The 25,613-nt window shown below is 47.5% G+C and carries 14 protein-coding genes, 3 tRNA genes and 5 rRNA genes; 4 read left to right on the top strand and 18 right to left on the bottom strand.

Translation table 11 applies throughout. The annotated features are described in order from the left end of the window. Positions 1 to 70 precede the first annotated feature (70 nt). The 13 genes from PG915_RS02605 to PG915_RS02545 form a co-directional block, all read right to left on the bottom strand. A 23S ribosomal RNA gene (locus PG915_RS02605) occupies positions 71 to 2,957 on the bottom strand. Between the two features lie 354 nt (positions 2,958 to 3,311). After that, positions 3,312 to 3,387: transfer RNA gene (locus PG915_RS02600), tRNA-Ala, on the bottom strand. 79 nt (positions 3,388 to 3,466) lie between these two features. Further along, positions 3,467 to 5,016, bottom strand: a 16S ribosomal RNA gene (locus PG915_RS02595). 385 nt (positions 5,017 to 5,401) lie between these two features. Continuing rightward, positions 5,402 to 5,518, bottom strand: a 5S ribosomal RNA gene (gene rrf, locus PG915_RS02590). A 127-nt stretch (positions 5,519 to 5,645) separates the two neighbouring features. Continuing rightward, positions 5,646 to 8,529 (bottom strand): 23S ribosomal RNA (locus PG915_RS02585). Between the two features lie 342 nt (positions 8,530 to 8,871). Next, positions 8,872 to 8,947 (bottom strand) — tRNA-Glu (locus tag PG915_RS02580). A gap of 64 nt (positions 8,948 to 9,011) precedes the next feature. Further along, a 16S ribosomal RNA gene (locus PG915_RS02575) occupies positions 9,012 to 10,562 on the bottom strand. Together the 16S, 23S and 5S rRNA genes with 2 tRNA genes alongside form the textbook arrangement of a ribosomal RNA operon. A 528-nt stretch (positions 10,563 to 11,090) precedes the next feature. After that, entirely contained in the window at positions 11,091 to 12,092 is a 1,002-nt protein-coding gene (locus tag PG915_RS02570) for a LacI family DNA-binding transcriptional regulator (RefSeq protein ID WP_353497755.1), read from the bottom strand. 139 nt (positions 12,093 to 12,231) lie between these two features. Further along, positions 12,232 to 12,951 carry a chitin disaccharide deacetylase gene (chbG, locus tag PG915_RS02565; protein WP_353497754.1) on the bottom strand — a complete coding sequence of 240 codons (720 nt, stop codon included), beginning with the start codon at positions 12,949 to 12,951 and terminating at the stop codon, positions 12,232 to 12,234. Between the two features lie 21 nt (positions 12,952 to 12,972). Next, entirely contained in the window at positions 12,973 to 14,304 is a 1,332-nt protein-coding gene (locus PG915_RS02560; protein ID WP_353497753.1) for a 6-phospho-beta-glucosidase, read from the bottom strand. 4 nt (positions 14,305 to 14,308) lie between these two features. Then, positions 14,309 to 14,620 carry a PTS lactose/cellobiose transporter subunit IIA gene (locus PG915_RS02555; protein ID WP_353497752.1) on the bottom strand — a complete coding sequence of 104 codons (312 nt, stop codon included), beginning with the start codon at positions 14,618 to 14,620 and terminating at the stop codon, positions 14,309 to 14,311. A gap of 26 nt (positions 14,621 to 14,646) precedes the next feature. Beyond that, the gene (locus tag PG915_RS02550) at positions 14,647 to 15,972 is read right to left on the bottom strand and encodes a PTS sugar transporter subunit IIC (protein WP_353497751.1); all 1,326 of its coding nucleotides are present in this window, start codon (positions 15,970 to 15,972) and stop codon (positions 14,647 to 14,649) included. Positions 15,973 to 16,010: 38 nt separating this feature from the next. Then, positions 16,011 to 16,316 (bottom strand): PTS sugar transporter subunit IIB, encoded by a 306-nt coding sequence (locus PG915_RS02545; protein ID WP_353497750.1) that lies wholly within the window; start codon positions 16,314 to 16,316, stop codon positions 16,011 to 16,013. A gap of 191 nt (positions 16,317 to 16,507) precedes the next feature. Here PG915_RS02545 and PG915_RS02540 point away from each other — a divergent pair, with 191 nt between their 5' ends. Then, positions 16,508 to 17,788: a carbohydrate-binding protein gene (locus tag PG915_RS02540; RefSeq protein ID WP_353497749.1), complete on the top strand. Its 1,281-nt coding sequence runs from the start codon at positions 16,508 to 16,510 to the stop codon at positions 17,786 to 17,788. A gap of 69 nt (positions 17,789 to 17,857) precedes the next feature. Here the strand turns inward: PG915_RS02540 and PG915_RS02535 are convergent, their stop codons facing one another. From PG915_RS02535 to PG915_RS02525, 3 genes are all read right to left on the bottom strand, one after another. Further along, complete coding sequence (locus tag PG915_RS02535; RefSeq protein ID WP_353497748.1) at positions 17,858 to 19,111, bottom strand: HD-GYP domain-containing protein; 1,254 nt, start codon at positions 19,109 to 19,111, stop codon at positions 17,858 to 17,860. A 148-nt stretch (positions 19,112 to 19,259) separates the two neighbouring features. After that, positions 19,260 to 20,069, bottom strand: a complete 810-nt coding sequence (locus PG915_RS02530; protein WP_353497747.1) for a hypothetical protein — start codon at positions 20,067 to 20,069, stop codon at positions 19,260 to 19,262. A 40-nt stretch (positions 20,070 to 20,109) separates the two neighbouring features. Continuing rightward, positions 20,110 to 21,051, bottom strand: coding sequence for a hypothetical protein (locus PG915_RS02525; RefSeq protein ID WP_353497746.1), 942 nt, complete (start codon positions 21,049 to 21,051; stop codon positions 20,110 to 20,112). A gap of 234 nt (positions 21,052 to 21,285) precedes the next feature. Between PG915_RS02525 and PG915_RS02520 the strand changes: the two genes are divergently transcribed. Beyond that, positions 21,286 to 22,272: an alpha/beta hydrolase gene (locus tag PG915_RS02520; RefSeq protein WP_353497745.1), complete on the top strand. Its 987-nt coding sequence runs from the start codon at positions 21,286 to 21,288 to the stop codon at positions 22,270 to 22,272. 72 nt (positions 22,273 to 22,344) lie between these two features. Here the strand turns inward: PG915_RS02520 and PG915_RS02515 are convergent. Then, positions 22,345 to 22,429 (bottom strand) — tRNA-Leu (locus PG915_RS02515). Positions 22,430 to 22,620: 191 nt separating this feature from the next. Between PG915_RS02515 and PG915_RS02510 the strand changes: the two genes are divergently transcribed. Further along, the gene (locus tag PG915_RS02510) at positions 22,621 to 23,094 is read left to right on the top strand and encodes an RDD family protein (RefSeq protein ID WP_353497744.1); all 474 of its coding nucleotides are present in this window, start codon (positions 22,621 to 22,623) and stop codon (positions 23,092 to 23,094) included. An 85-nt stretch (positions 23,095 to 23,179) separates the two neighbouring features. Here PG915_RS02510 and pgi read toward each other — a convergent pair whose 3' ends face one another. Beyond that, positions 23,180 to 24,832 carry a glucose-6-phosphate isomerase gene (gene pgi, locus PG915_RS02505; RefSeq protein ID WP_353497743.1) on the bottom strand — a complete coding sequence of 551 codons (1,653 nt, stop codon included), beginning with the start codon at positions 24,830 to 24,832 and terminating at the stop codon, positions 23,180 to 23,182. A gap of 303 nt (positions 24,833 to 25,135) precedes the next feature. Between pgi and PG915_RS02500 the strand changes: the two genes are divergently transcribed. Further along, on the top strand, positions 25,136 to 25,558 hold the full coding sequence (locus PG915_RS02500) for a secondary thiamine-phosphate synthase enzyme YjbQ (RefSeq protein ID WP_353497742.1): 423 nt from the start codon (positions 25,136 to 25,138) through the stop codon (positions 25,556 to 25,558). The last annotated feature ends 55 nt before the right edge of the window (positions 25,559 to 25,613 follow it).

The following is a 25,613-nucleotide window of genomic DNA, read 5'->3' as shown; positions in this document are numbered from 1 at the left end:
TTTAAAAGTTACTTAATACACATTCAATTTGTTCTTGCTTTGAGTCCAATCAAAACCCTTTGGGTGTTGTATGGTTAAGCCTCACGGGCAATTAGTACAGGTTAGCTCAACGCCTCACAACGCTTACACACCCTGCCTATCAACGTTCTAGTCTCGAACAACCCTTTAGGACACTTAAAGTGCCAGGGAAGACTCATCTCAGGGCTCGCTTCCCGCTTAGATGCTTTCAGCGGTTATCGATTCCGAACTTAGCTACCGGGCAATGCCATTGGCATGACAACCCGAACACCAGAGGTTCGTCCACTCCGGTCCTCTCGTACTAGGAGCAGCCCCCTTCAATCTTCCAACGCCCACGGCAGATAGGGACCGAACTGTCTCACGACGTTCTAAACCCAGCTCGCGTACCACTTTAAATGGCGAACAGCCATACCCTTGGGACCGAACTTCAGCCCCAGGATGTGATGAGCCGACATCGAGGTGCCAAACACCGCCGTCGATATGAACTCTTGGGCGGTATCAGCCTGTTATCCCCGGAGTACCTTTTATCCGTTGAGCGATGGCCCTTCCATTCAGAACCACCGGATCACTATGACCTGCTTTCGCACCTGCTCGAATTGTCATTCTCGCAGTCAAGCGGGCTTATGCCATTGCACTAACCACACGATGTCCAACCGTGTTTAGCCCACCTTCGTGCTCCTCCGTTACTCTTTGGGAGGAGACCGCCCCAGTCAAACTACCCACCAGGCACTGTCCGCAGCCCCGATAAGGGGGCCAACGTTAGAACATCAACACTACAAGGGTGGTATTTCAAGGACGGCTCCACGAATACTGGCGTACTCGTTTCAAAGCCTCCCACCTATCCTACACATGTAGGGTCAATGTTCAGTGCCAAGCTGTAGTAAAGGTTCACGGGGTCTTTCCGTCTAGCCGCGGGTACACTGCATCTTCACAGCGATTTCAATTTCACTGAGTCTCGGGTGGAGACAGCGTGGCCATCATTACGCCATTCGTGCAGGTCGGAACTTACCCGACAAGGAATTTCGCTACCTTAGGACCGTTATAGTTACGGCCGCCGTTTACCGGGGCTTCGATCAAGAGCTTCGACCTAAGTCTAACCCCATCAATTAACCTTCCGGCACCGGGCAGGCGTCACACCGTATACGTCATCTTACGATTTTGCACAGTGCTGTGTTTTTAATAAACAGTTGCAGCCACCTGGTATCTGCGACTCCCCATAGCTCCATCCGCAAGGGACTTCACCGCGAGGAGCGTACCTTCTCCCGAAGTTACGGTACCATTTTGCCTAGTTCCTTCACCCGAGTTCTCTCAAGCGCCTTGGTATTCTCTACCCGACCACCTGTGTCGGTTTGGGGTACGATTCCTTACAATCTGAAGCTTAGAGGCTTTTCCTGGAAGCATGGCATCAATGACTTCACTACCGTAGTAGCTCGACATCGTGTCTCAGCCTTAAAGAGAGCCGGATTTACCTAACCCTCAAGCCTACGCACTTGAACCTGGACAACCGTCGCCAGGCCCACCTAGCCTTCTCCGTCCCCCCATCGCAATTGTAAGAAGTACGGGAATATTAACCCGTTTCCCATCGACTACGCCTTTCGGCCTCGCCTTAGGGGTCGACTCACCCTGCCCCGATTAACGTTGGACAGGAACCCTTGGTCTTCCGGCGTGGAGGTTTTTCACCCCATTATCGTTACTCATGTCAGCATTCGCACTTCTGATACCTCCAGCAGACCTTACAGTCCACCTTCAACGGCTTACAGAACGCTCCCCTACCCAATGACCTAAGTCATTGCCGCAGCTTCGGTTTATAGCTTAGCCCCGTTACATCTTCCGCGCAGGCCGACTCGACTAGTGAGCTATTACGCTTTCTTTAAATGATGGCTGCTTCTAAGCCAACATCCTAGCTGTCTAAGCCTTCCCACATCGTTTCCCACTTAGCTATAATTTGGGATCTTAGCTGGCGGTCTGGGTTGTTTCCCTCTCCACGACGGACGTTAGCACCCGCCGTGTGTCTCCCGGATAGTACTTACTGGTATTCGGAGTTTGCAAAGGGTTGGTAAGTCGGGATGACCCCTAGCCTTAACAGTGCTCTACCCCCAGTAGTATTCGTCCGAGGCTCTACCTAAATAGATTTCGGGGAGAACCAGCTATCTCCAGGTTTGATTGGCCTTTCACCCCTAGCCACAAGTCATCCGCTAATTTTTCAACATTAGTCGGTTCGATCCTCCAGTTGATGTTACTCAACCTTCAACCTGCCCATGGCTAGATCACCTGGTTTCGGGTCTATATCCAGAGACTGAACGCCCAGTTAAGACTCGGTTTCCCTACGGCTCCCCTAAACGGTTAACCTTGCCACTGAATATAAGTCGCTGACCCATTATACAAAAGGTACGCAGTCACACCACGAAGGTGCTCCTACTGCTTGTACGTACACGGTTTCAGGTTCTATTTCACTCCCCTCACAGGGGTTCTTTTCGCCTTTCCCTCACGGTACTGGTTCACTATCGGTCAGTCAGTAGTATTTAGCCTTGGAGGATGAATCTTCCATATTCAGACAGGATATCACGTGTCCCGCCCTACTCGATTTCACTGATGATGAGATGTCGACTACGGGGCTATCACCCTTTACTGCGGCACTTTCCAGAGCCTTCGTCTGTCTCATTAAAAGCTTAAGGGCTAATCCAATTTCGCTCGCCGCTACTTTCGGAATCTCGGTTGATTTCTCTTCCTCGGGGTACTTAGATGTTTCAGTTCCCCCGGTTCGCCTCGCTGAGCTATGTATTCACTCAGCGATAACTGCTTATGCAGTTGGGTTTCCCCATTCAGGAATCCCAGACTCAAAGGTTATTACTACCTAATCTGGGCTTATCGCAAGTTATTACGCCTTTCATCGCCTCTGACTGCCAAGGCATCCACCGTGTACGCTTAGTCACTTAACCATACAACCCCAAAGAGTTTCAAAGAAACCTCGAGATTGTCGTTAAACAACCAAAGTTGTCTGCATTTTTATACATGTGCAGACTCGATTTTGCCGGACTCAAATAACTCTTTGTTCCCGCTTTTTAAGAAAAAGCAGAGGCAAAAAGTGGACTTTCGTCACTTCCAAGAACACTTGAATGTGTGTTGGTACCTACATCCCTTCTCTAATAAAAGAGGAAGACATAGGATTTGAGAACTTTTAAATGAATAACATTAATCAAATGTTATTCGTCAGCTTTCCAAATTGTTAAAGAGCTAATCACTTCAAATGAAGTAACCATTTCTAAATATTCTCGAGAGAAAACACTTAAAGATGGTGGAGCTATGCGGGATCGAACCGCAGACCTCTTCGCTGCCAGCGAAGCGCTCTCCCAGCTGAGCTATAGCCCCATCTGGAAAAGGTTTCCTTACTCTTAACTTACAAACCTAATCAATCTGTGTGAACACTCATCGCAATAATCTATTCGTATAAGGAGGTGATCCAGCCCCAGGTTCCCCTAGGGCTACCTTGTTACGACTTCACCCCAGTCATGAACCACAAAGTGGTGAGCGTCCTCCCGAAGGTTAAACTACCCACTTCTTTTGCAGCCCACTCCCATGGTGTGACGGGCGGTGTGTACAAGGCCCGGGAACGTATTCACCGTGGCATTCTGATCCACGATTACTAGCGATTCCGACTTCATGGAGTCGAGTTGCAGACTCCAATCCGGACTACGACGCACTTTTGGGATTCGCTCACTTTCGCAAGTTGGCCGCCCTCTGTATGCGCCATTGTAGCACGTGTGTAGCCCTACTCGTAAGAGCTATGATGACTTGACGTCGTCCCCACCTTCCTCCGGTTTATCACCGGCAGTCTCCCTGGAGTTCCCGACATTACTCGCTGGCAAACAAGGATAAGGGTTGCGCTCGTTGCGGGACTTAACCCAACATTTCACAACACGAGCTGACGACAGCCATGCAGCACCTGTCTCAGAGTTCCCGAAGGCACCAAAGCATCTCTGCTAAGTTCTCTGGATGTCAAGAGTAGGTAAGGTTCTTCGCGTTGCATCGAATTAAACCACATGCTCCACCGCTTGTGCGGGCCCCCGTCAATTCATTTGAGTTTTAATCTTGCGACCGTACTCCCCAGGCGGTCTACTTAACGCGTTAGCTCCGAAAGCCACGGCTCAAGGCCACAACCTCCAAGTAGACATCGTTTACGGCGTGGACTACCAGGGTATCTAATCCTGTTTGCTCCCCACGCTTTCGCATCTGAGTGTCAGTATCTGTCCAGGGGGCCGCCTTCGCCACCGGTATTCCTTCAGATCTCTACGCATTTCACCGCTACACCTGAAATTCTACCCCCCTCTACAGTACTCTAGTCCGCCAGTTTCAAATGCAGTTCCGAGGTTGAGCCCCGGGCTTTCACATCTGACTTAACGAACCACCTGCATGCGCTTTACGCCCAGTAATTCCGATTAACGCTCGCACCCTCCGTATTACCGCGGCTGCTGGCACGGAGTTAGCCGGTGCTTCTTCTGTCGCTAACGTCAAATGATGCAGCTATTAACTACACCACCTTCCTCACGACTGAAAGTGCTTTACAACCCGAAGGCCTTCTTCACACACGCGGCATGGCTGCATCAGGCTTGCGCCCATTGTGCAATATTCCCCACTGCTGCCTCCCGTAGGAGTCTGGACCAGTGTCTCAGTTCCAGTGTGGCTGATCATCCTCTCAGACCAGCTAGGGATCGTCGCCTTGGTGAGCCATTACCTCACCAACTAGCTAATCCCACCTGGGCTAATCTTGACGCGAGAGGTCCGAAGATCCCTCTTTGACTCGAAGGCATTATGCGGTATTAGCCATCGTTTCCAATGGTTATCCCCACATCAAGGCATATTCCCAGGCATTACTCACCCGTCCGCCGCTCGACGCCGTTAACGTCACCCGAAGGTTCAGTTAACTCGTTTCCGCTCGACTTGCATGTGTTAGGCCTGCCGCCAGCGTTCAATCTGAGCCATGATCAAACTCTTCAATTTAAGATTTTGTCGGCTCAATGAATACTGACTTTAAACTACATAAGTAATCTAAAGCTATTATCGTTCCAACAGAACGATAATGAATTGACTGTGCCAAGTCTTTCGACTTGATTGGTCACTCAGTTCATTGAAAACCTAATTTGATACCGAGGTATCTAATTTGATTATCATCAACGAGTGCCCACACAGATTGATAGGTTTATATTGTTAAAGAGCTTTGCTTTCAACACCTTAGTGCGTCAGCGAGGTGCGTATAATACGCTTCTCACTTTGAAAGTCAACATAAAATTCTAAGAAACTTTAGAACTCTATGGTGACTTGCTTATTAAATAAGCAAGTGCGAACCTTTTGTCTTCACTTTTCAAAAAAGTGAAAATAAATAGGAGCCTGGCGATGTCCTACTCTCACATGGGGAAGCCCCACACTACCATCGGCGCTATTGCGTTTCACTTCTGAGTTCGGCATGGAAATCAGGTGGATCCACAATGCTATGGTCGCCAAGCAAATTCTGTTTTGCCTTCAGATTTTCTGAAAATCTGAAAACAATAAATCCGGAAAGCTGTTAATGCGTTCTCTACACATTCAATTTGTTCTTGCTTTGAGTCCAATCAAAACCCTTTGGGTGTTGTATGGTTAAGCCTCACGGGCAATTAGTACAGGTTAGCTCAACGCCTCACAACGCTTACACACCCTGCCTATCAACGTTCTAGTCTCGAACAACCCTTTAGGACACTTAAAGTGCCAGGGAAGACTCATCTCAGGGCTCGCTTCCCGCTTAGATGCTTTCAGCGGTTATCGATTCCGAACTTAGCTACCGGGCAATGCCATTGGCATGACAACCCGAACACCAGAGGTTCGTCCACTCCGGTCACTCTCGTACTAGGAGCAGCCCCCTTCAATCTTCCAACGCCCACGGCAGATAGGGACCGAACTGTCTCACGACGTTCTAAACCCAGCTCGCGTACCACTTTAAATGGCGAACAGCCATACCCTTGGGACCGACTTCAGCCCCAGGATGTGATGAGCCGACATCGAGGTGCCAAACACCGCCGTCGATATGAACTCTTGGGCGGTATCAGCCTGTTATCCCCGGAGTACCTTTTATCCGTTGAGCGATGGCCCTTCCATTCAGAACCACCGGATCACTATGACCTGCTTTCGCACCTGCTCGAATTGTCATTCTCGCAGTCAAGCGGGCTTATGCCATTGCACTAACCACACGATGTCCAACCGTGTTTAGCCCACCTTCGTGCTCCTCCGTTACTCTTTGGGAGGAGACCGCCCCAGTCAAACTACCCACCAGGCACTGTCCGCAGCCCCGATAAGAGGTCAACGTTAGAACATCAACACTACAAGGGTGGTATTTCAAGGACGGCTCCACGAATACTGGCGTACTCGTTTCAAAGCCTCCCACCTATCCTACACATGTAGGGTCAATGTTCAGTGCCAAGCTGTAGTAAAGGTTCACGGGGTCTTTCCGTCTAGCCGCGGGTACACTGCATCTTCACAGCGATTTCAATTTCACTGAGTCTCGGGTGGAGACAGCGTGGCCATCATTACGCCATTCGTGCAGGTCGGAACTTACCCGACAAGGAATTTCGCTACCTTAGGATCGTTATAGTTACGGCCGCCGTTTACCGGGGCTTCGATCAAGAGCTTCGACCTAAGTCTAACCCCATCAATTAACCTTCCGGCACCGGGCAGGCGTCACACCGTATACGTCATCTTACGATTTTGCACAGTGCTGTGTTTTTAATAAACAGTTGCAGCCACCTGGTATCTGCGACTCCCCATAGCTCCATCCGCAAGGGACTTCACCGCGAGGAGCGTACCTTCTCCCGAAGTTACGGTACCATTTTGCCTAGTTCCTTCACCCGAGTTCTCTCAAGCGCCTTGGTATTCTCTACCCGACCACCTGTGTCGGTTTGGGGTACGATTCCTTACAATCTGAAGCTTAGAGGCTTTTCCTGGAAGCATGGCATCAATGACTTCACTACCGTAGTAGCTCGACATCGTGTCTCAGCCTTAAAGAGAGCCGGATTTACCTAACCCTCAAGCCTACGCACTTGAACCTGGACAACCGTCGCCAGGCCCACCTAGCCTTCTCCGTCCCCCCATCGCAATTGTAAGAAGTACGGGAATATTAACCCGTTTCCCATCGACTACGCCTTTCGGCCTCGCCTTGGGGTCGACTCACCCTGCCCCGATTAACGTTGGACAGGAACCCTTGGTCTTCCGGCGTGGAGGTTTTCACCCCATTATCGTTACTCATGTCAGCATTCGCACTTCTGATACCTCCAGCAGACCTTACAGTCCACCTTCAACGGCTTACAGAACGCTCCCCTACCCAATGACCTAAGTCATTGCCGCAGCTTCGGTTTATAGCTTAGCCCCGTTACATCTTCCGCGCAGGCCGACTCGACTAGTGAGCTATTACGCTTTCTTTAAATGATGGCTGCTTCTAAGCCAACATCCTAGCTGTCTAAGCCTTCCCACATCGTTTCCCACTTAGCTATAATTTGGGATCTTAGCTGGCGGTCTGGGTTGTTTCCCTCTCCACGACGGACGTTAGCACCCGCCGTGTGTCTCCCGGATAGTACTTACTGGTATTCGGAGTTTGCAAAGGGTTGGTAAGTCGGGATGACCCCTAGCCTTAACAGTGCTCTACCCCCAGTAGTATTCGTCCGAGGCTCTACCTAAATAGATTTCGGGGAGAACCAGCTATCTCCAGGTTTGATTGGCCTTTCACCCCTAGCCACAAGTCATCCGCTAATTTTTCAACATTAGTCGGTTCGATCCTCCAGTTGATGTTACTCAACCTTCAACCTGCCCATGGCTGAGATCACCTGGTTTCGGGTCTATATCCAGAGACTGAACGCCCAGTTAAGACTCGGTTTCCCTACGGCTCCCCTAAACGGTTAACCTTGCCACTGAATATAAGTCGCTGACCCATTATACAAAAGGTACGCAGTCACACCACGAAGGTGCTCCTACTGCTTGTACGTACACGGTTTCAGGTTCTATTTCACTCCCCTCACAGGGGTTCTTTTCGCCTTTCCCTCACGGTACTGGTTCACTATCGGTCAGTCAGTAGTATTTAGCCTTGGAGGATGAATCTCCATATTCAGACAGGATATCACGTGTCCCGCCCTACTCGATTTCACTGATGATGAGATGTCGACTACGGGGCTATCACCCTTTACTGCGGCACTTTCCAGAGCCTTCGTCTGTCTCATTAAAAGCTTAAGGGCTAATCCAATTTCGCTCGCCGCTACTTTCGGAATCTCGGTTGATTTCTCTTCCTCGGGGTACTTAGATGTTTCAGTTCCCCCGGTTCGCCTCGCTGAGCTATGTATTCACTCAGCGATACCTACTTATGTAGGTGGGTTTCCCCATTCAGGAATCCCAGACTCAAAGGTTATTACTACCTAATCTGGGCTTATCGCAAGTTATTACGCCTTTCATCGCCTCTGACTGCCAAGGCATCCACCGTGTACGCTTAGTCACTTAACCATACAACCCCAAAGAGTTTCAAAGAAACCTCGAGATTGTCGTTAAACAACCAAAGTTGTCTGCAATTTTTATACATGTGCAGACTCGATTTTGCCGGACTCAAATAACTCTTTGTTTCCGCTTTTTAAGAAAAAGCAGAGGCAAAAAGTGGACTTTCGTCACTTCCAAGAACACTTGAATGTGTGTTGGTACCTACATCTTTAAAAGACATAGGATTTGAGAACTTTTAAATGAATAACATTAATCAAATGTTATTCGTCAGCTTTCCAAATTTTTAAAGAACTAATCACTTCGTAATGAAGTAACCATTTTTAAGAATTCTCGAAAGAAAACGCTTAAAGATGGTATCCCGTAGGGGAGTCGAACCCCTGTTACCGCCGTGAAAGGGCGGTGTCCTAGGCCTCTAGACGAACGGGACACGGTGTCTTAAATCTATAAACCAATCAATCTGTGTGAACACTCATCGCAATAATCTATTCGTATAAGGAGGTGATCCAGCCCCAGGTTCCCCTAGGGCTACCTTGTTACGACTTCACCCCAGTCATGAACCACAAAGTGGTGAGCGTCCTCCCGAAGGTTAAACTACCCACTTCTTTTGCAGCCCACTCCCATGGTGTGACGGGCGGTGTGTACAAGGCCCGGGAACGTATTCACCGTGGCATTCTGATCCACGATTACTAGCGATTCCGACTTCATGGAGTCGAGTTGCAGACTCCAATCCGGACTACGACGCACTTTTGGGATTCGCTCACTTTCGCAAGTTGGCCGCCCTCTGTATGCGCCATTGTAGCACGTGTGTAGCCCTACTCGTAAGAGTCATGATGACTTGACGTCGTCCCCACCTTCCTCCGGTTTATCACCGGCAGTCTCCCTGGAGTTCCCGACATTACTCGCTGGCAAACAAGGATAAGGGTTGCGCTCGTTGCGGGACTTAACCCAACATTTCACAACACGAGCTGACGACAGCCATGCAGCACCTGTCTCAGAGTTCCCGAAGGCACCAAAGCATCTCTGCTAAGTTCTCTGGATGTCAAGAGTAGGTAAGGTTCTTCGCGTTGCATCGAATTAAACCACATGCTCCACCGCTTGTGCGGGCCCCCGTCAATTCATTTGAGTTTTAATCTTGCGACCGTACTCCCCAGGCGGTCTACTTAACGCGTTAGCTCCGAAAGCCACGGCTCAAGGCCACAACCTCCAAGTAGACATCGTTTACGGCGTGGACTACCAGGGTATCTAATCCTGTTTGCTCCCCACGCTTTCGCATCTGAGTGTCAGTATCTGTCCAGGGGGCCGCCTTCGCCACCGGTATTCCTTCAGATCTCTACGCATTTCACCGCTACACCTGAAATTCTACCCCCCTCTACAGTACTCTAGTCCGCCAGTTTCAAATGCAGTTCCGAGGTTGAGCCCCGGGCTTTCACATCTGACTTAACGAACCACCTGCATGCGCTTTACGCCCAGTAATTCCGATTAACGCTCGCACCCTCCGTATTACCGCGGCTGCTGGCACGGAGTTAGCCGGTGCTTCTTCTGTCGCTAACGTCAAATGATGCAGCTATTAACTACACCACCTTCCTCACGACTGAAAGTGCTTTACAACCCGAAGGCCTTCTTCACACACGCGGCATGGCTGCATCAGGCTTGCGCCCATTGTGCAATATTCCCCACTGCTGCCTCCCGTAGGAGTCTGGACCGTGTCTCAGTTCCAGTGTGGCTGATCATCCTCTCAGACCAGCTAGGGATCGTCGCCTTGGTGAGCCATTACCTCACCAACTAGCTAATCCCACCTGGGCTAATCTTGACGCGAGAGGTCCGAAGATCCCCTCTTTAGCTCGAAGGCGTTATGCGGTATTAGCCATCGTTTCCAATGGTTATCCCCCACATCAAGGCATATTCCCAGGCATTACTCACCCGTCCGCCGCTCGACGCCGTTAACGTCACCCGAAGGGTCAGTTAACTCGTTTCCGCTCGACTTGCATGTGTTAGGCCTGCCGCCAGCGTTCAATCTGAGCCATGATCAAACTCTTCAATTTAAGATTTTGTCGGCTCAATGAATACTGACTTTAAACTACATAAGTAATCTAAAGCTATTATCGTTCCAACAGAACGATAATGAATTGACTGTGCCAAGACTAAGTTCTTTTACAAGAAAGTAATCTCGATTGGTCACTCAGTTCATTGAAAACCTAATTTGATACCGAGGTATCTAATTTGATTATCATCAACGAGTGCCCACACAGATTGATAGGTCTATATTTTTAAAGAACATCTCTTCATTCGTTCGCTGCTGCGTTCCGTTTGAAGAGGCGGCCATTCTAGCGAGAAAATCTTTTGTGTCAAACACTTTTTTTTATTTTTCTAAAATAAAAACCAGATTTTCTTTTTGGCTAATTGCCGCTCTGATTCGGCCTTCGAAGCGTTGCCGCCTCTGCCGTGTCAGTGGAAGCGCATTATAGAGATGCCCGATAAGTTGGCAAGTGTTTTTTTGGATTATTTCCAAAAAAACGGTTTTTTGAGGAAAAAACAGCCGAAGTGTTCAAAAAGTATTATTTAGTCCTAATTTAAGTGAGGTTAATAACACTATTTCCTTCCTGAATTCGTGGAGAAACGCTCAGTTGCGCTTGTTCACGGCTCTGAGCTTTAAGCTGCGCATTGAGCAATAGCACAGCTTCATGAGCCATATCACTGATCGGAAATTCAAGGGTCGTGACCTGCGGGTAAAGCCCACGACAACTATTCACACTGTCGTAGCTAATAATAGAGATATCCTCCGGGCAACGTATTTGCTGTTCGTAGCAATATTTCATGATCCCACGAGTCATCTCTTCACCGGTTGAAAATAATGCCGTTGGCTTTTGCTCTAAGCTCATCAATTGAGCCATTGCTGCGTAACCGCTATCTAGCTCGTAGTCACCTTCAACAAGGTAATCTGGATTCAACGCGATACCTTTTTCGGCTATCGCATTCTTATAACCCGTCAAACGAACCTGACTACTCACTCTGCCTAGGGGGCCTGTGACACAACCTATATTGATATGGCCACGTTCTAGAAGATAACTCGTTGCCAATGCGGAAGCCTTTTGATGATCAAAAGTCACACATTGCTGTTTAATTTCTTCTATATAACGGTCAAGAAGCACAAACGGAGTTTTGGTTTTTGATAGAGCGATCAGCTCTTCATCACTCAAGTAGCGACTGTGCAGTATAAAGCCATCACAACGTAGGTCTTTAAACTTCTCTATCGCCTTCTTTTCACCATCAGCACTATGATGTCCTTGCGCAGTCAACAGGAACTTGTTTTGCACATCAAGTTCCAATTGTACTTGATTCATCATTTGACCAAAGAAGCCGCCGGTATAGTAGGTCACCATCAAACCAATCATATTGGAATGCGATTTTGCCAAAGAACGGGCAATTGCACTTGGCCGATAATCGAGTTGCGCCATAGCCTCTTCGACTCTTCGCTTTGTGTCAGATCGAAAACTGCCCTCTCCGTTGATAATACGTGAGACGGTTGAGCGGTTGACACCGGCCAATGCAGCAACTTCCTTAATACTCGCCATTAGCTATGCTTCCTTGGTAATTTTGAAAATAAATTGCTGCACTCAATACTACGAAACCGAGTGAGATAGGGAAAGAAGTAACCATGAGCGCAAGGTGAATTTTTGGGAACGCACTCATGGTTATCGATAAAAGTATCGACTAAATAACAGCACTGTAATGGGTTAACTCAATCTGATGGCTAATTAAATATTGTTTCAGCTCCTGCGAGCTGAGTACTTCAAGTTCTAACTCCCTTTTGTCAAGATACGAACTGATCGAAGCGAGCTCATCATCGACAACAGCAGGATGGCACATCACCTCGACAACATCATAGTGTTTTAACCAATCAGCGAGCTGAGCTTTTAACCAGTCCAACGAAATGTTGCCATCGTAAAAGCCGTCACTAAATTGATAGCCCGTTAAAGAAGGCGTTGCGCGATATGGAACATCAAACTCATGACTCAACCGAGCGACCACTCTTGTGACGATAGGATGAAGGTGTACATGATGATGACTATCCAAATGACTAAGCGGAATGCCATAACTCAAAAAGTGTTCTATTTGAGCTCGAAACTCTTCATAAATTGCCGTCTCATGTTTTGGCTCTAACTTCGCCATAAGCGCATCGTACTTAAGAAAACTCCCTTCTATAGTGATAAGGGGGAAATGTGAAGATACCGGTTTGCCCGCGGTAAGACGTAAATGGACGCCGACACTTAGATTAGGCGCCGCCTCTAAACGCTCTAAAGCATCTTGCTCACCCTGCATACCAACCATCATTGTTGTCGATGTCACGACACCGTTAAGGTGGCTAGCAATGATGCCTTGATTTACCGCTTGGCAAAGCCCATAGTCGTCTGCATTAAAAATTAACTTCATGCCACTTCCCTCTCTTATTACTTAATCCAACGTTCCCTGTAGCGATACAAACTGTGGCAAATAATCCTTATTTTGCTCTAGGAGGTCGTTAAGCAGCGATTTTGCGATTTGAATATCGCCAACTAAAGGATGAGTCGCCAATGCCAGTAACGCTTTTTCCTTATCTCCATGTACAGCCGCCTCCACTGTTAGCATCTCATAGCTTTTTACCCTGGTTATCAGGCTCTCAACAAAATGAGGCAACGGATCCACTGCAATTGGCGTTGCACCGCTATTACCAATCACTGCAGAACACTCAATCACCGCATCATCCGGCAAAGCACTGATCACGCCAGCATTCGCAACATTAACCACATGGATATCATTTCGATTATTGTAAATAGCGTCCACTAGATTCAATGATGCATCGGAATAGTAAGCGCCGCCGCGCTCTTCTAGCTCCTTTGGTTTACTGTCTAGCGAAGCTTGCTTATAAAGTTCAAACAGTGCAGCTTCGGTTTCCATGACTTGCGTGGCGCGACTGCCTTTTTCCATAAAGGATAGTTTTTCTTCTGCCAGCATAGCTTCTGTTTGATAGTAGTAGCGGTGATACGGGCAAGGAATCACACCCAATGCATTAAGAAAATCAGGGTCCCAAGGCTCTTCAAAAATGTTTTTCATCGAGAAATTAGCACCATCACCTACTTTACCGAGCAGCTCTTTGGTGACTTCTTTACCATTGAGGTATGCACTGGTCACCCAAACTAGATGGTTAAGCCCTGCATATTTCATTTGCAAGGCGCTAGGTTCGCAATCTAGCATCTCTGACGCCATCATTTGCATTGAGACTGGAACATTACAAAGTCCAATGGTCTTCACTTTGCTGTATTTATGAATGGCTTCGGTAACCAAGCCTGCGGGGTTGGTGAAATTTAGCATCCACGCATTAGGCGCGAGTTCTTCAATGTCTCGACAGATATCTAAAACAACAGGGATGGTTCGAAGCGCTTTAGCAAAGCCGCCCGCCCCTGTCGTTTCTTGTCCTACTCGATCATACTTCAATGGGATGGCTTCATCGCGTTGACGAGCTTTAAGCCCACCTACACGAAACTGCGTCATCACAAAGTCCGCCCCTTGTATCGCCTGTCTTCTATCCAAGGTTTGAGAGACGACGATATCGGCTTTTGCTTTAGCAACCATACGCTGGGTTAGCGCTGTTATAACCTCTAACTTTTCTTTACCCGCCTCGATATCAGTTAAACAGATTTCGCGAACAGGTAATAAGTCTTGCCTCAGTAATATGCCTTCTATTAGCTCCGGGGTATAACTGCTGCCACCACCGATAACGGCAATTTTCAGGGATTGGACTGTCATAGGATCACTCCTTTACCAATGCTTTTCTTAGCTCCACCAGCTCTGTTGCGAGCTCATGGGCAAGAATGGTAGTCATCAAATGGTCTTGGGCGTGCACCATCACTAACGTCATGGGTACCTTACCCTCACCTTGATCCAGCTCGATAAGCTGAGTCTGAATCAAGTGTGCTTTATTCAAGCACTCTTTTGCCTGAGCTAATGACGCGTCTGCAGTGGCTAAATCTTGCTTTCTGGCCGCTTGCAGTGCTTCAAAACACAAACTTCTTGCTTCACCTGCGTTGCAGATGATCTCCATCACTACCAATTCTTGGTCCATGATACTCTCCTCAATAATGCTAATCGTTATGCGGTTGCTGCTTTTCCTGGCTGCGCCACTTCGCTCTCTTGTTTTGGCTGTTCTTGCTCAAGCAATTGCTTTTCGAACATCTTGAAGAACGGTAAGTAAAGGAATAGATCCAAAATCAACAGTGCGATAACGAGCAGCACTGGTGATAGTGTCCAGCCTGATCCCCAGGATGCACCTATGATGGCTGGCGCCGTCCAAGGGGTTGTCGCTACACCCATTCCAACTAAACCTGCATGCACTGCAAAGTAGGCAATCGTCGCGTTAATGACTGGCGTAAACACAAATGGAATAAACAGAATCGGGTTAAGTACAACTGGGCTACCAAAGATCACAGGTTCGTTGATTTGGAAGAAACCAGGCACAACACTCATGCGACCTAAGCTCTTTAAGTGGACTGAGCGACTGAACATCATAAGCAGTACAAGTGCGAACGTTGCACCTGAGCCACCAATGAAGATATAGAAATCCCAGAACGGTTGAGTAAAGATATTTTGTACCGGTTCACCTGCAACAAATGCATCAATGTTGGCGCTGATGTTGGTTAGGAAGATTGGTGATAGCAAACCAACCACAATCGCCGCACCGTGAATGCCTGCAAACCAAAGCAACTGACAAACTAACAAGGCACCTATGATGGCTGGCAAAGTATTCGAAGCACTCACCAATGGTTTGAACATCGCCATCACGGCATCTGGGATCAGCATGTCATACGTGGTTTGAACAAAAATGCTCAGTGGGTACAAGGTAAAGAAGACTGCCAAGACAGGCAGTAGCACTTCAAAAGAGCGCGCGATTGCAGGGGGCACCTGCTCTGGCATACGGATGGTGATATTGTGCTTTTTCATGAAACGATAAAGCTCAACCGCAAAGAACGCACAGATCACTGCGGTAAAGATACCAGTACCACCCATATGACCGGTTGGCAGGCCGCCATCTGTTGCTGGTGCTGCCACCAGCAAAAAGCTCATCAGAGACAGCGTAGCACTGGTAATGCCATCCATCTTATAAGATTTGGCGAGGCTATAAGCGACCCCAAGGGAAACAAAGATCGTCATGATACCCATCGACATACTAAAGGGCATCATGATGGTATCAAAGTGTGTGGTGGCAAAGTCTAACCAGACTCGGCCGAAGCTATTGGTGGTGTCTTCCGAAAATGGGGGAAAAGCAAAAACTAGTAAAAAACTACCGACAATAATAAATGGCATCGCAACAATAAAACCATCTCTCATTGCACGAACATGGGGTTGATTACCCACTTTTGTGGCTATTGGCGCGATGTGCTTTTCGACGACACTTATAATCGCATCATAAAGCTTCATAACATATTCCTTTATTTCACGTTAACGTTATTAATTGACTAATCTATTAAGGCAAGCGCTTGATCTAATACTTCCGCACCCTTCATCATTCCGTAGTCTTGTGGTGAAATGGCATCAATATTCTTGCCATGCTCCGTGGCCACTTTTCTAAGTTCCTCTAGCTGAAACCTGACCTGAGGCCCCAGTAGGCATACATCGTACTCACCAATCGCATCATTGAAATCTGATACAGACTTAGCTTGAATTTCGCACTCAATACCACGAGATTCCGCTGATTGTTCCATTTTTTTTACGAGCATGCTGGTCGACATTCCAGCGCTACAGCAAAGTAATATTTTCTTCATAAAGCCTCCATAGCAGTTACAAAACAACGGTAACAAAAATAACATTAACATTAAAGCGCAACCGGTTGCGTTTTTAATTGAAATGGATCGCAAAAATAAAAGATCTGCCGATTTTATTTTATTTTTTTCGTTAAATTAAAATCGATTTTTGGAAAGAAGTATTATTAAAACTCACACTTATAGGACTTATTATGAAGAAAATCACTAGCATCGTCAGTAGCTTACTTATCCCTCTATCATTTAGCGCTGCTGCGGCCGAGCCAAAAGCCACCATCTATCTGACATTTGATGATGGCCCCATTAACGCGTCGATCAAAGTGATCGAAACCCTCAATAAACACAATGTGAAAGGATCGTTCTTCTTCAATGCTTGGCACTTAGATGGTATTGGTGATGAAAATGAAGACCGTGCGCTAGAGGCACTGCTACTGGCACTCAATACTGGACACATGGTTGGTAACCACAGCTATGATCACATGGTACACAACTGTGATGGTCTGAACGGTGAAAACACCGCAGCAGCGTGTAATGCGACAGGCATGCACAACGTCAATTCCTATCGCGATCCAGCCTACGATTACACCTATTTCCCGCTCAACTTAGCGAAATTTGAACAATACATCCCGAACATCACTAGCTATCCTAATTATGTCGCCGATCAGTTTGCCCGCCTACCGTATACCAATGGATGGCGTGTCGCTAAGAGCTTTAATGCCGATGACCTTTGTGCGACCTCTGATGATTATCTGCCTTGGGATCCTAACTATGTCTGCGATCCAGACAACCCATCAAACAGCTCCAGCAATGCGATGACTTTATCAGACATGCTCACCAACGATAGCTATCAACTGTTCGGTTGGGACCTTGACTGGGCACCGGAGAACTGGGGAATTGAGATGCCAGCGAATAGCTTGACCGAGCCAGAGCCATTTTTGGCGTATGTTGAAGCGTCTATTAATTCTTGCGCACCGGTAACCATTGAACCAGTAAACTCGAAAGCACAAAACTTCCCTTGTGATACCGCCCTTCATAAAGACAAAGTCATTGTGCTGACCCATGAGTTTTTGTTTGAAGATGGCCACCGTGGCATGGGCGAAACCAAAAATATCCCAAAACTGGACAAGTTCCTGGAGCTAGCGCTGCAAGCAGGCTATGTATTTGATACTTTGGATAACTACATCGAAGATTGGGCGCCAGATACTCACTATCAAGCAGGCGATCACGTTAACCATCAAGGTACCATTTACGTCGCTCAGAAAGATCACTTTGCACAAAATGATTGGGCACCCTCACTGCATTCAACTTTATGGTACAACGCGGATCCAACGACCAACTGGCAGCTAAATGTTAGCTATGCGCTTGGTGATGTCGTGGTTTACAACGGAGCTAAATATCAGGTAATTACCGCACACGTGTCACAAGCTAACTGGACACCGAATGCTGAACCAACATTGTTTGCACCTGTGCAATAATCTGCTTGTATTTATCCACTTACCCTAACTAATGGGACTGTGACATGAAATACGCCAACTAGTGCAACGCTAGTTGGCGTTGTCATCAAAGTAATAGGACACTCGAGCACGTGGATTTAAGTATTCACGGATTTCTTCAGGTAAACGTTCAGGATGAATCACCGACTCTACCTTCAAGTCTTTATCTTCAAGCGCAATGATAGGAGCTTGCAGTTTAGGCACGCTTGGATCGTAAAGCAGCACATTTGGGCTGAGTAAGCTCGCGCTGTTAATGGATACCACAAGGCCAACCATTTCGTTCGACAACTTCACGATAGTACCTGGTGGGTAGACACCCATGTACTTGATAAGAATGTTTAAATTCTCATTGTTGTAGTGCGATTTAGCGTGCTTATACAAGCAAGAAAGCGCGGTATATGGGATCTTCTTCTCTGCGGGATTTTGATGATGGCACAAGTTATCAAACGCATTTGCTACCGAGACAATTTGAGAGATCACATCAATCTCATCGCCTTTAAGACCATTTGGATAACCCGAACCATCGAGAAGTTCATGATGCTGCTCGATAACCGTGATCACCTTCTCTGGCAAGATGTCTATCGCCCTCGCAATGTCACTGCCGTATTTGGTATGCAGCTTGAGGTAGTTATTTTCAGGCTCGGTCAACGGTGTGCTCTTACGCAGTATGGCCGCTGGAATTTTTGCCTTGCCAATGTCATGAAATAGCGCTGCCATCGCGACCATTTTGATTTCTTCTGCCTTAAGCCCTTTCGCTTTCGCGATCATCATCGCCAGAATCGAGACGTTTAAGCAATGGAAATAGAGATCTTCGAATTCTGTCTTACTGCCCATTAGGTGTAAGGTCACATCGTCCTGTGATAGCAGCGATTCAACAATATCATCGACCAGTTGCGCTGCCTCTTTTGCCGCTTGCTCTGGACGACTTCTTAACTTGGTCATCAAGTTGCGAATACGCGCCAATGAACGGTCAAACTCTTTTTCACAGCGAGAGACTTTCCTACGATAGGCCGACAACTCTTCGATGCGTTGCTGCTTCTCTTGCCAAAGCGCATCGGACTCTGATTGCGCAGCCTCATCGTTCGCGGCAGGCGCTAATGCTTGTTGTACTGGCAACGGCAAAGCATCACTAAGCTCTGGTGTCACATAGACATACTTCACGCCTAGTTGACGGATCACCTGTACTTGCTGATCAGATTTGATTTTGAAAACGTTGAATAGAAAGGGATGTTCATTCCATTTGAGGGGGATCTTGATATGAAGACCAGGCTGAATTCGATCCACTGAAATTTTGATACTTGCCACAACGATACTGCAATTGGCTGAAAAACACGCGGTGATTCTAAAGAACTTACGGCGAATATTCACTCATTAATCAATAAAGTGTGATTCGGATATATAACAGAACGATACAAAGTAAGACGCTCGCTACAACAGCGAGCGCGACATTTGGTTAAGATTTACGGTCAAGAATGGATTGAATACGCGGGTCGAGAGCCTTGCCGTGCTGATGCTCATACTCTTCTCGCTTTAGATCTACCAGGTTCTTCACCGACTGACTTGGCAGCGCTTTAGGCGCCTCTGTGACCAACTTGCCTTTTTCTTGCAGGCTCATGGCTTCACGGTAGAACTCTTTAAAACGTCGAACGATCATCGATTGAGGCAAGCGTCTTAGCTCATAGCCTTTGTTTTGCATGATCCACTTTTCAATTTGGTTCTTCGGCGTTTTGCTCACGACGCGATTCAAGGCTTCCAGTGATTCAGATTCGGTCAGCTGACTTTTCAGCAGGGCAAGCTCACCCATAATTGGCGGCCACCTTTCCCCAGCTTGTAAGCGCTCACGACAATGCTGAATGACTCGCATCAACTCAGCCTCAGTCAGGCTGTCTGCGAAATCTAAAAAGCGACCGGTTGGCCTTCTGCCATAAGATTTTATCCACGTGGACTCGTAAATACTCAGCAAAGTACCAAAAATGTAGTTACACCAATCACTCGGCTGACGCTCCGGTTCACCGTCGGTTTGTAACATAGGACGAGTTTCTTTCACCACCGGGCGAGATTCAACGGACGGGGTCGCTCGCACCTGAGTGCTCGGAGCATCCATCTTAGGCGAGGTAGCGGGCTCTGAAGGCTTACTCTCCTGCACCGAAGGCTCTGATTTTGCAGATTTCAAATGCTCAAGGTTGCCACTGACGCCCATTTCGCGGAGCTTCTTTTCCATTGCGCCAAAATCTAAGTTTTTTGGCTTCTTGCCACTACTCATATTGACCCTTTACCTTAGTGACCACAACGGGATCATCATACTAAAAATTCGGATTCTTACCTTGCCCACGCAAGTATTCACGAAACTCTTCCGACGGACTTACTTCACCCGCTTTCTGGCTTTGTTGGAAAGACTGACGACGCCTTTCATCGGCTTGTCTGCGTCTATCTTCCGCTTGTTTCTCGTTAACGATCCACAGTCTGAGCTTGTTCAGCATTTGCGTGACCGACAAAAATTCATTAGCGCGTGCTTTGTAGTAAACAACAAATTTTTCCCAGAACAGATGTGGGTCGGCTGTCATACCTGAATGTAGGATAGACTGCATCGCCCACTCGGCGATTTCATTCTCTTGCAAGTCATGAGTTGAAATGTACTTGGCATTCGAAGGCGCTTGCGTGCGCTGGCGAGTGGCTGGAACTCGGTCATTTCGCCCTTGCGACTCACCTTCAAAGTACTGCTCAAAACCACCAGAGCCTTTCATCATTTCCAGCCAGTCTCGCAACATCGAATCGCGACGCACTTCGTTGACATTTCGTACATCACGTTCGCAGATAAACCGTTGCCACAAGCTGTCCCTAATCGCCACCGGCACTTTATATAAGTTCATTGGATGATATGTCCAAGGCGGCGCCGGGGATGCTTGAGGTGTTGTTACCACAGGCGTAGGTTGCGACTGATGCTCGCGACTGGTCTCAATCACCGGTAAGCTGTTTGGCTCAGAAAGCGACAGAGTAAAGTGATGCACCTGCTCTCGGCCATTTGAGCTCACCTGACCTTTTTGCAGCATGCCCTTTTGCGCCAACGCAGTGAGCACATCGGCAAGGCCAAACTCTCCAAGCAAACACTCTTTGGCAATCTCTGAGAGCACAACAGCAACTGAGCCATCCTGTCCACATAAGTCAGCCAACTTCAACAATACTAACTTATGGCTCGCTTCTAAATTGGTTTGTTGCCAAGCGAGATAGGTATATTTTGCGCCCACAGTCATTCTCCTCTCTGATACCTAGATTCTAGCGCTTCGCTGTGTTTGAGACAAACACAGCGAAGCGCTAATCCGATATGGTGCGATATTTTTAAACTCTCCGTTTCATCAAACTCACGCCATCAAATATGAACACACTCGCATAAAGATGCTCCATTTCGCATCTTATCCCCCAAAGATGTCTGCATTGTTGTACAAAAACCCATCAACCTACGTCTTTAGAAGGAGTTTTTTGTGATACCACTCTACCGCGCAGCACTTACTTGCCTGATTTTAGTTATGGCCATTCCCCATGCCTTGGCCAGCTCACCACTCAAGCAGACCATTCAGATCCCAGCTCCCTCATTGCAATCAGGATACCTAGACAATAGCGACACCCAGCAACTGTTTGTTGCCCTGCCACCGAGTTATCACACCAGCAATAAACGCTATCCTGTCGTTTACTACCTTCACGGTTACAACGGTTCAGTGCGCGAAGCAGACCGAATCGCCAAACATTTACCGACTCTTTTAGCGCAAGACAACGCGCTCACAGAAATGATCATTGTTGGCGTTAATGGCGCCAATCAGTTTGGCGGAAGCTTTTATGTCAACTCGGCCGTGACAGGTAACTGGGAGGACTTTGTAGTCAACGACGTCATCAATTATCTCGACACCCACTATCGGACATTGAGCGAAGCGCATTATAGAGGGCTAGCAGGCTTCTCGATGGGTGGCTTTGCTACAACCAACCTCGCCCTGCGCCATCCCGATACCTTTCAACATATGCATGCGTTTAGCGCCGGGCTGTTTGATGAAAATGGATTAACAGACGCGGTTACCCAGTGGCAAACGATGCGCTGGTATCGAGTACTAAAAGGCTATGCCGCCGCCTTCGCTCCAATTGAAAATAGCGAAGCCAAGGCCGAATGGTACGACTGGGATGCGAACGACCCTGCAATCAAAGCGATGTGGGAGTCAGGATTTGGTGCTATTCCCGACAAGCTCGAACGCTATCTCAAACAACCACAAAAATTAAGCTCGATTCGTATCGAATACGGCATGAACGACCAGTTTCCTTGGATACCGAAAGGCAGCGCTTACCTAGCATCCGAGTTGAAAAAACGTCACATCTCTCATGAAGAATACGCCCACGATGGCAATCACACCTTCACGGCGACACAGGGTAAAAATGCGATCGTGTTTTTTGACAAGGCGTTTAAAAAGCAGATAGCTGAATAATAGCTGTGTTGAGTTTACAAACTCCAGATACAACAAAGCCCCGACTTTCGTCGAGGCTTTATCGTTTAAATATGGTACCGGTGGGCGGACTTGAACCGCCACGCCCGAAGGCAACGGATTTTGAATCCGTCGTGTATACCAATTTCACCACACCGGCATCTTGGACTGATGTCCTTTGATGCTTGGCATTATACGTAAGCATTTAGATCGCGCAAGAGCAAAACGCTGAATATTCTATTGTTTGCTGCTATTTTCACCACAATGTGAAGCAATGCGATGGGCAAGGCTTTCCCCTTGGCATTGAAATCGCTATGCTGTGGCAAGTTTTAGTTATGGAAGTTTGTCTCAATGGAAACCCAATCTCTCCCACCTGCAGGATTCTTTCGCAGGCTTGGTGCGCTGTTCTACGATAGCTTGATTATTCTTGCGGTAGTGATGATGGCTGGCGGCGTTGTTGTCGCAATAATGGAAGCACTTGTTGCCGCAGGACTGATGTCTTACGCTCCATATGCCGATGCCAGCGACTTCTTAGGAAGTCACCCACTTTGGAGCCCTGTGTACACCGGTTATCTGGCGTTTGTTTGGATCTACTTTATTGTGTTCTTTTGGACAAGAGCAGGCCAAACGCTTGGTATGCGAGCTTGGAAGATTGAAGTGCAAAACCTTGAGGGTGGCAGAATCACCGTCACGCAGGCGCTGATTAGACTCGCAACCTCAGCGTTTGGTCTATCCAACCTTGCAGTGCCAATTGACCCTCAAAAACGTGGCTTCCACGATATCTGGGCGAAGACTAAGGTTGTGGTGTTACCAAAAGCGAAATAACGCCTTTCGATAGCAACAAAAAAGCCTGAGAAAGACATAAAAAAAGGTGCCATTCGGCACCTTTTTCAGTTTTGCTTTTCAATGATTACGCTTTGAACGCTTTAAATGCATTGATTAGACCGTTGGTTGAGCTGTCGTGAGACGAGATTTCGCTGTCGTCTGCTAGCTCAGGTAGGATTTGGTTCGCTAGTTGCTTACCAAGCTCTACACCCCATTGGTCAAAGCTGAAGATGTTCCAGATAACACCTTGAGTGAAGATTTTGTGCTCGTACATCGCGATTAGGTTACCCAGAGTACGAGGTGTGATTTGCTTCACTAGGATTGAGTTAGTTGGGCGGTTACCTTCAAAGATCTTGAATGGTACAAGATCTTTCACTTCTTCCGCACTCTTACCTGCTTTTGCAAACTCTGCTTCTACTGTCTCTTTAGACTTACCGAACGCTAGTGCTTCAGTTTGAGCAAAGAAGTTAGACATTAGCTTCTGGTGGTGGTCGCTTACTTGGTTGTGAGAGATCGCCGGTGCGATAAAGTCACAAGGGATAAGCTTAGTACCTTGGTGAATTAGCTGGTAGAACGCGTGTTGACCGTTAGTGCCTGGCTCACCCCAGATGATTGGACCCGTTTGGTAGTCCACTGCTTCACCGTTACGGTCAGTAAACTTACCGTTAGATTCCATGTTGCCTTGCTGGAAGTACGCAGCGAAGCGGTGCATGTATTGGTCGTAAGGTAGAATCGCTTCAGACTCAGCGCCGTGGAAGTTGTTGTACCAAATACCGATAAGAGCAAGCAATACTGGGATGTTGCTTTCTAGATCAGTCTCAGCAAAGTGCTTGTCCATCTCATGTGCACCCGCTAGTAGCTCAACGAAGTTGTCGTAGCCAACCGCTAGGATGATAGAAAGACCAATTGCAGACCATAGAGAGTAACGACCGCCGACCCAGTCCCAGAACTCGAACATGTTGTCGGTGTCGATGCCGAACTCAGCTACTGATGTCGCGTTAGTAGACAGCGCTGCGAAGTGCTTAGCAACATGCGCTTCATCTGATGCAGATGCTAGGAACCAGTCACGTGCAGAGTGCGCGTTTGTCATGGTTTCTTGAGTGGTGAATGTCTTAGAAGCCACCAAGAATAGCGTTGTTTCAGGGTCAACTTTCTTCAGAGTTTCTGCGATGTGAGTACCATCAACGTTAGACACGAAGTGCATGTTTAGATGGTTTGTGTATGGCGCTAGGGCTTCAGTCACCATGTAAGGACCAAGGTCAGAACCACCGATACCGATGTTCACAACGTCAGTAATTGCTTTGCCAGTGTAACCTTTCCAATCACCAGAGATGATGCGCTCAGAGAAGCCTTTCATCTTCTCTAGAACCGCGTTTACCGCCGGCATAACGTCTTCGCCATTTACCATAATTGGCGTGTTGCTGCGGTTACGCAGAGCAACGTGAAGAACCGAACGACCTTCTGTTTGGTTGATGGTATCGCCTGCAAACATCGCTTTGATTGCGCCTTTAAGCTCAGTCTCGTTCGCTAGAGCAAAAAGGTTGTTCATTGTTTCTTCGTTGATTAGGTTTTTTGAGTAATCAACAAGAATGTCAGAGCCGAAGCGTGTAGAGAATTTGCCAAAGCGGTCAGCGTCTTGTGCAAATAGCTCTGCTAAATCCATATCTTGCGCAGATTCAAAGTGCGCTGTCAGTGCTTTCCAAGCTTCAGTTTGCGTTGGATTGATGTTTTTCAACATGGTCTCTATCCCAATTTTTAGTCGGTTTTATTCCCAATCCCCCCAAGGAAAAGGAACCCCCAGTTTAGCGAATAATAAACAGTATATTCTAAATACAGACGAGTGCCCTTGATGATCACTCGTCGTTACAATCTTGTATGTTGTTCATAAAGCCGAGGCTTTGTTTAGTAATAAATTTTCAGGCGTAATTATGAACCAGAGCGCCTGTACGCTCCTTGAGTTAGGTCACGTATCGGTTCACAATGTAAACAAATTCAGACAACATCTTATATATGCTTAGCACTATAATACAGAGGAGTGATTATGTGGCAACAAAAGACCCTTTACCTCAGCGCGAAAAAGCGTGGTTTTCACTTAATCACTGATGAAATTGAACAACAATTGCCCCAGCTTCGAGACTACTCTGTAGGTTTGCTACATCTTTTCATTCAACATACCTCAGCAAGTTTAACCTTAAATGAAAATGCCGATCCGACCGTGCGCACGGATATGGAGAGTCACTTCAATCGTTACGTACCGGAAGATGCACCATACTACCGTCATACTTATGAAGGCAGCGATGATATGCCTGCGCATATTAAAAGCTCATTGCTTGGTGCAAGCGTGTCGATTCCGATTAGTAATGGTCAGTTGGCTTTGGGAACATGGCAGGGTATTTACTTGGGGGAGCATCGAGATTTTGGTGGTGAGCGCCGGGTGATTGCGACGTTGCAGGGACAGGTTTGAAGTAAGAACAATGTTGGGTTCTGAAATCGCGGCAAGAAGATCCCTGCCTGCGCAG

The organism is Vibrio sp. CB1-14 (genome assembly GCF_040412085.2).
GTDB classification, from domain to species: Bacteria; Pseudomonadota; Gammaproteobacteria; order Enterobacterales; family Vibrionaceae; genus Vibrio; species Vibrio chaetopteri.
Note: the sequence above shows the minus strand (reverse complement) of the source record. Positions and strands in the feature narration are given on the sequence as shown.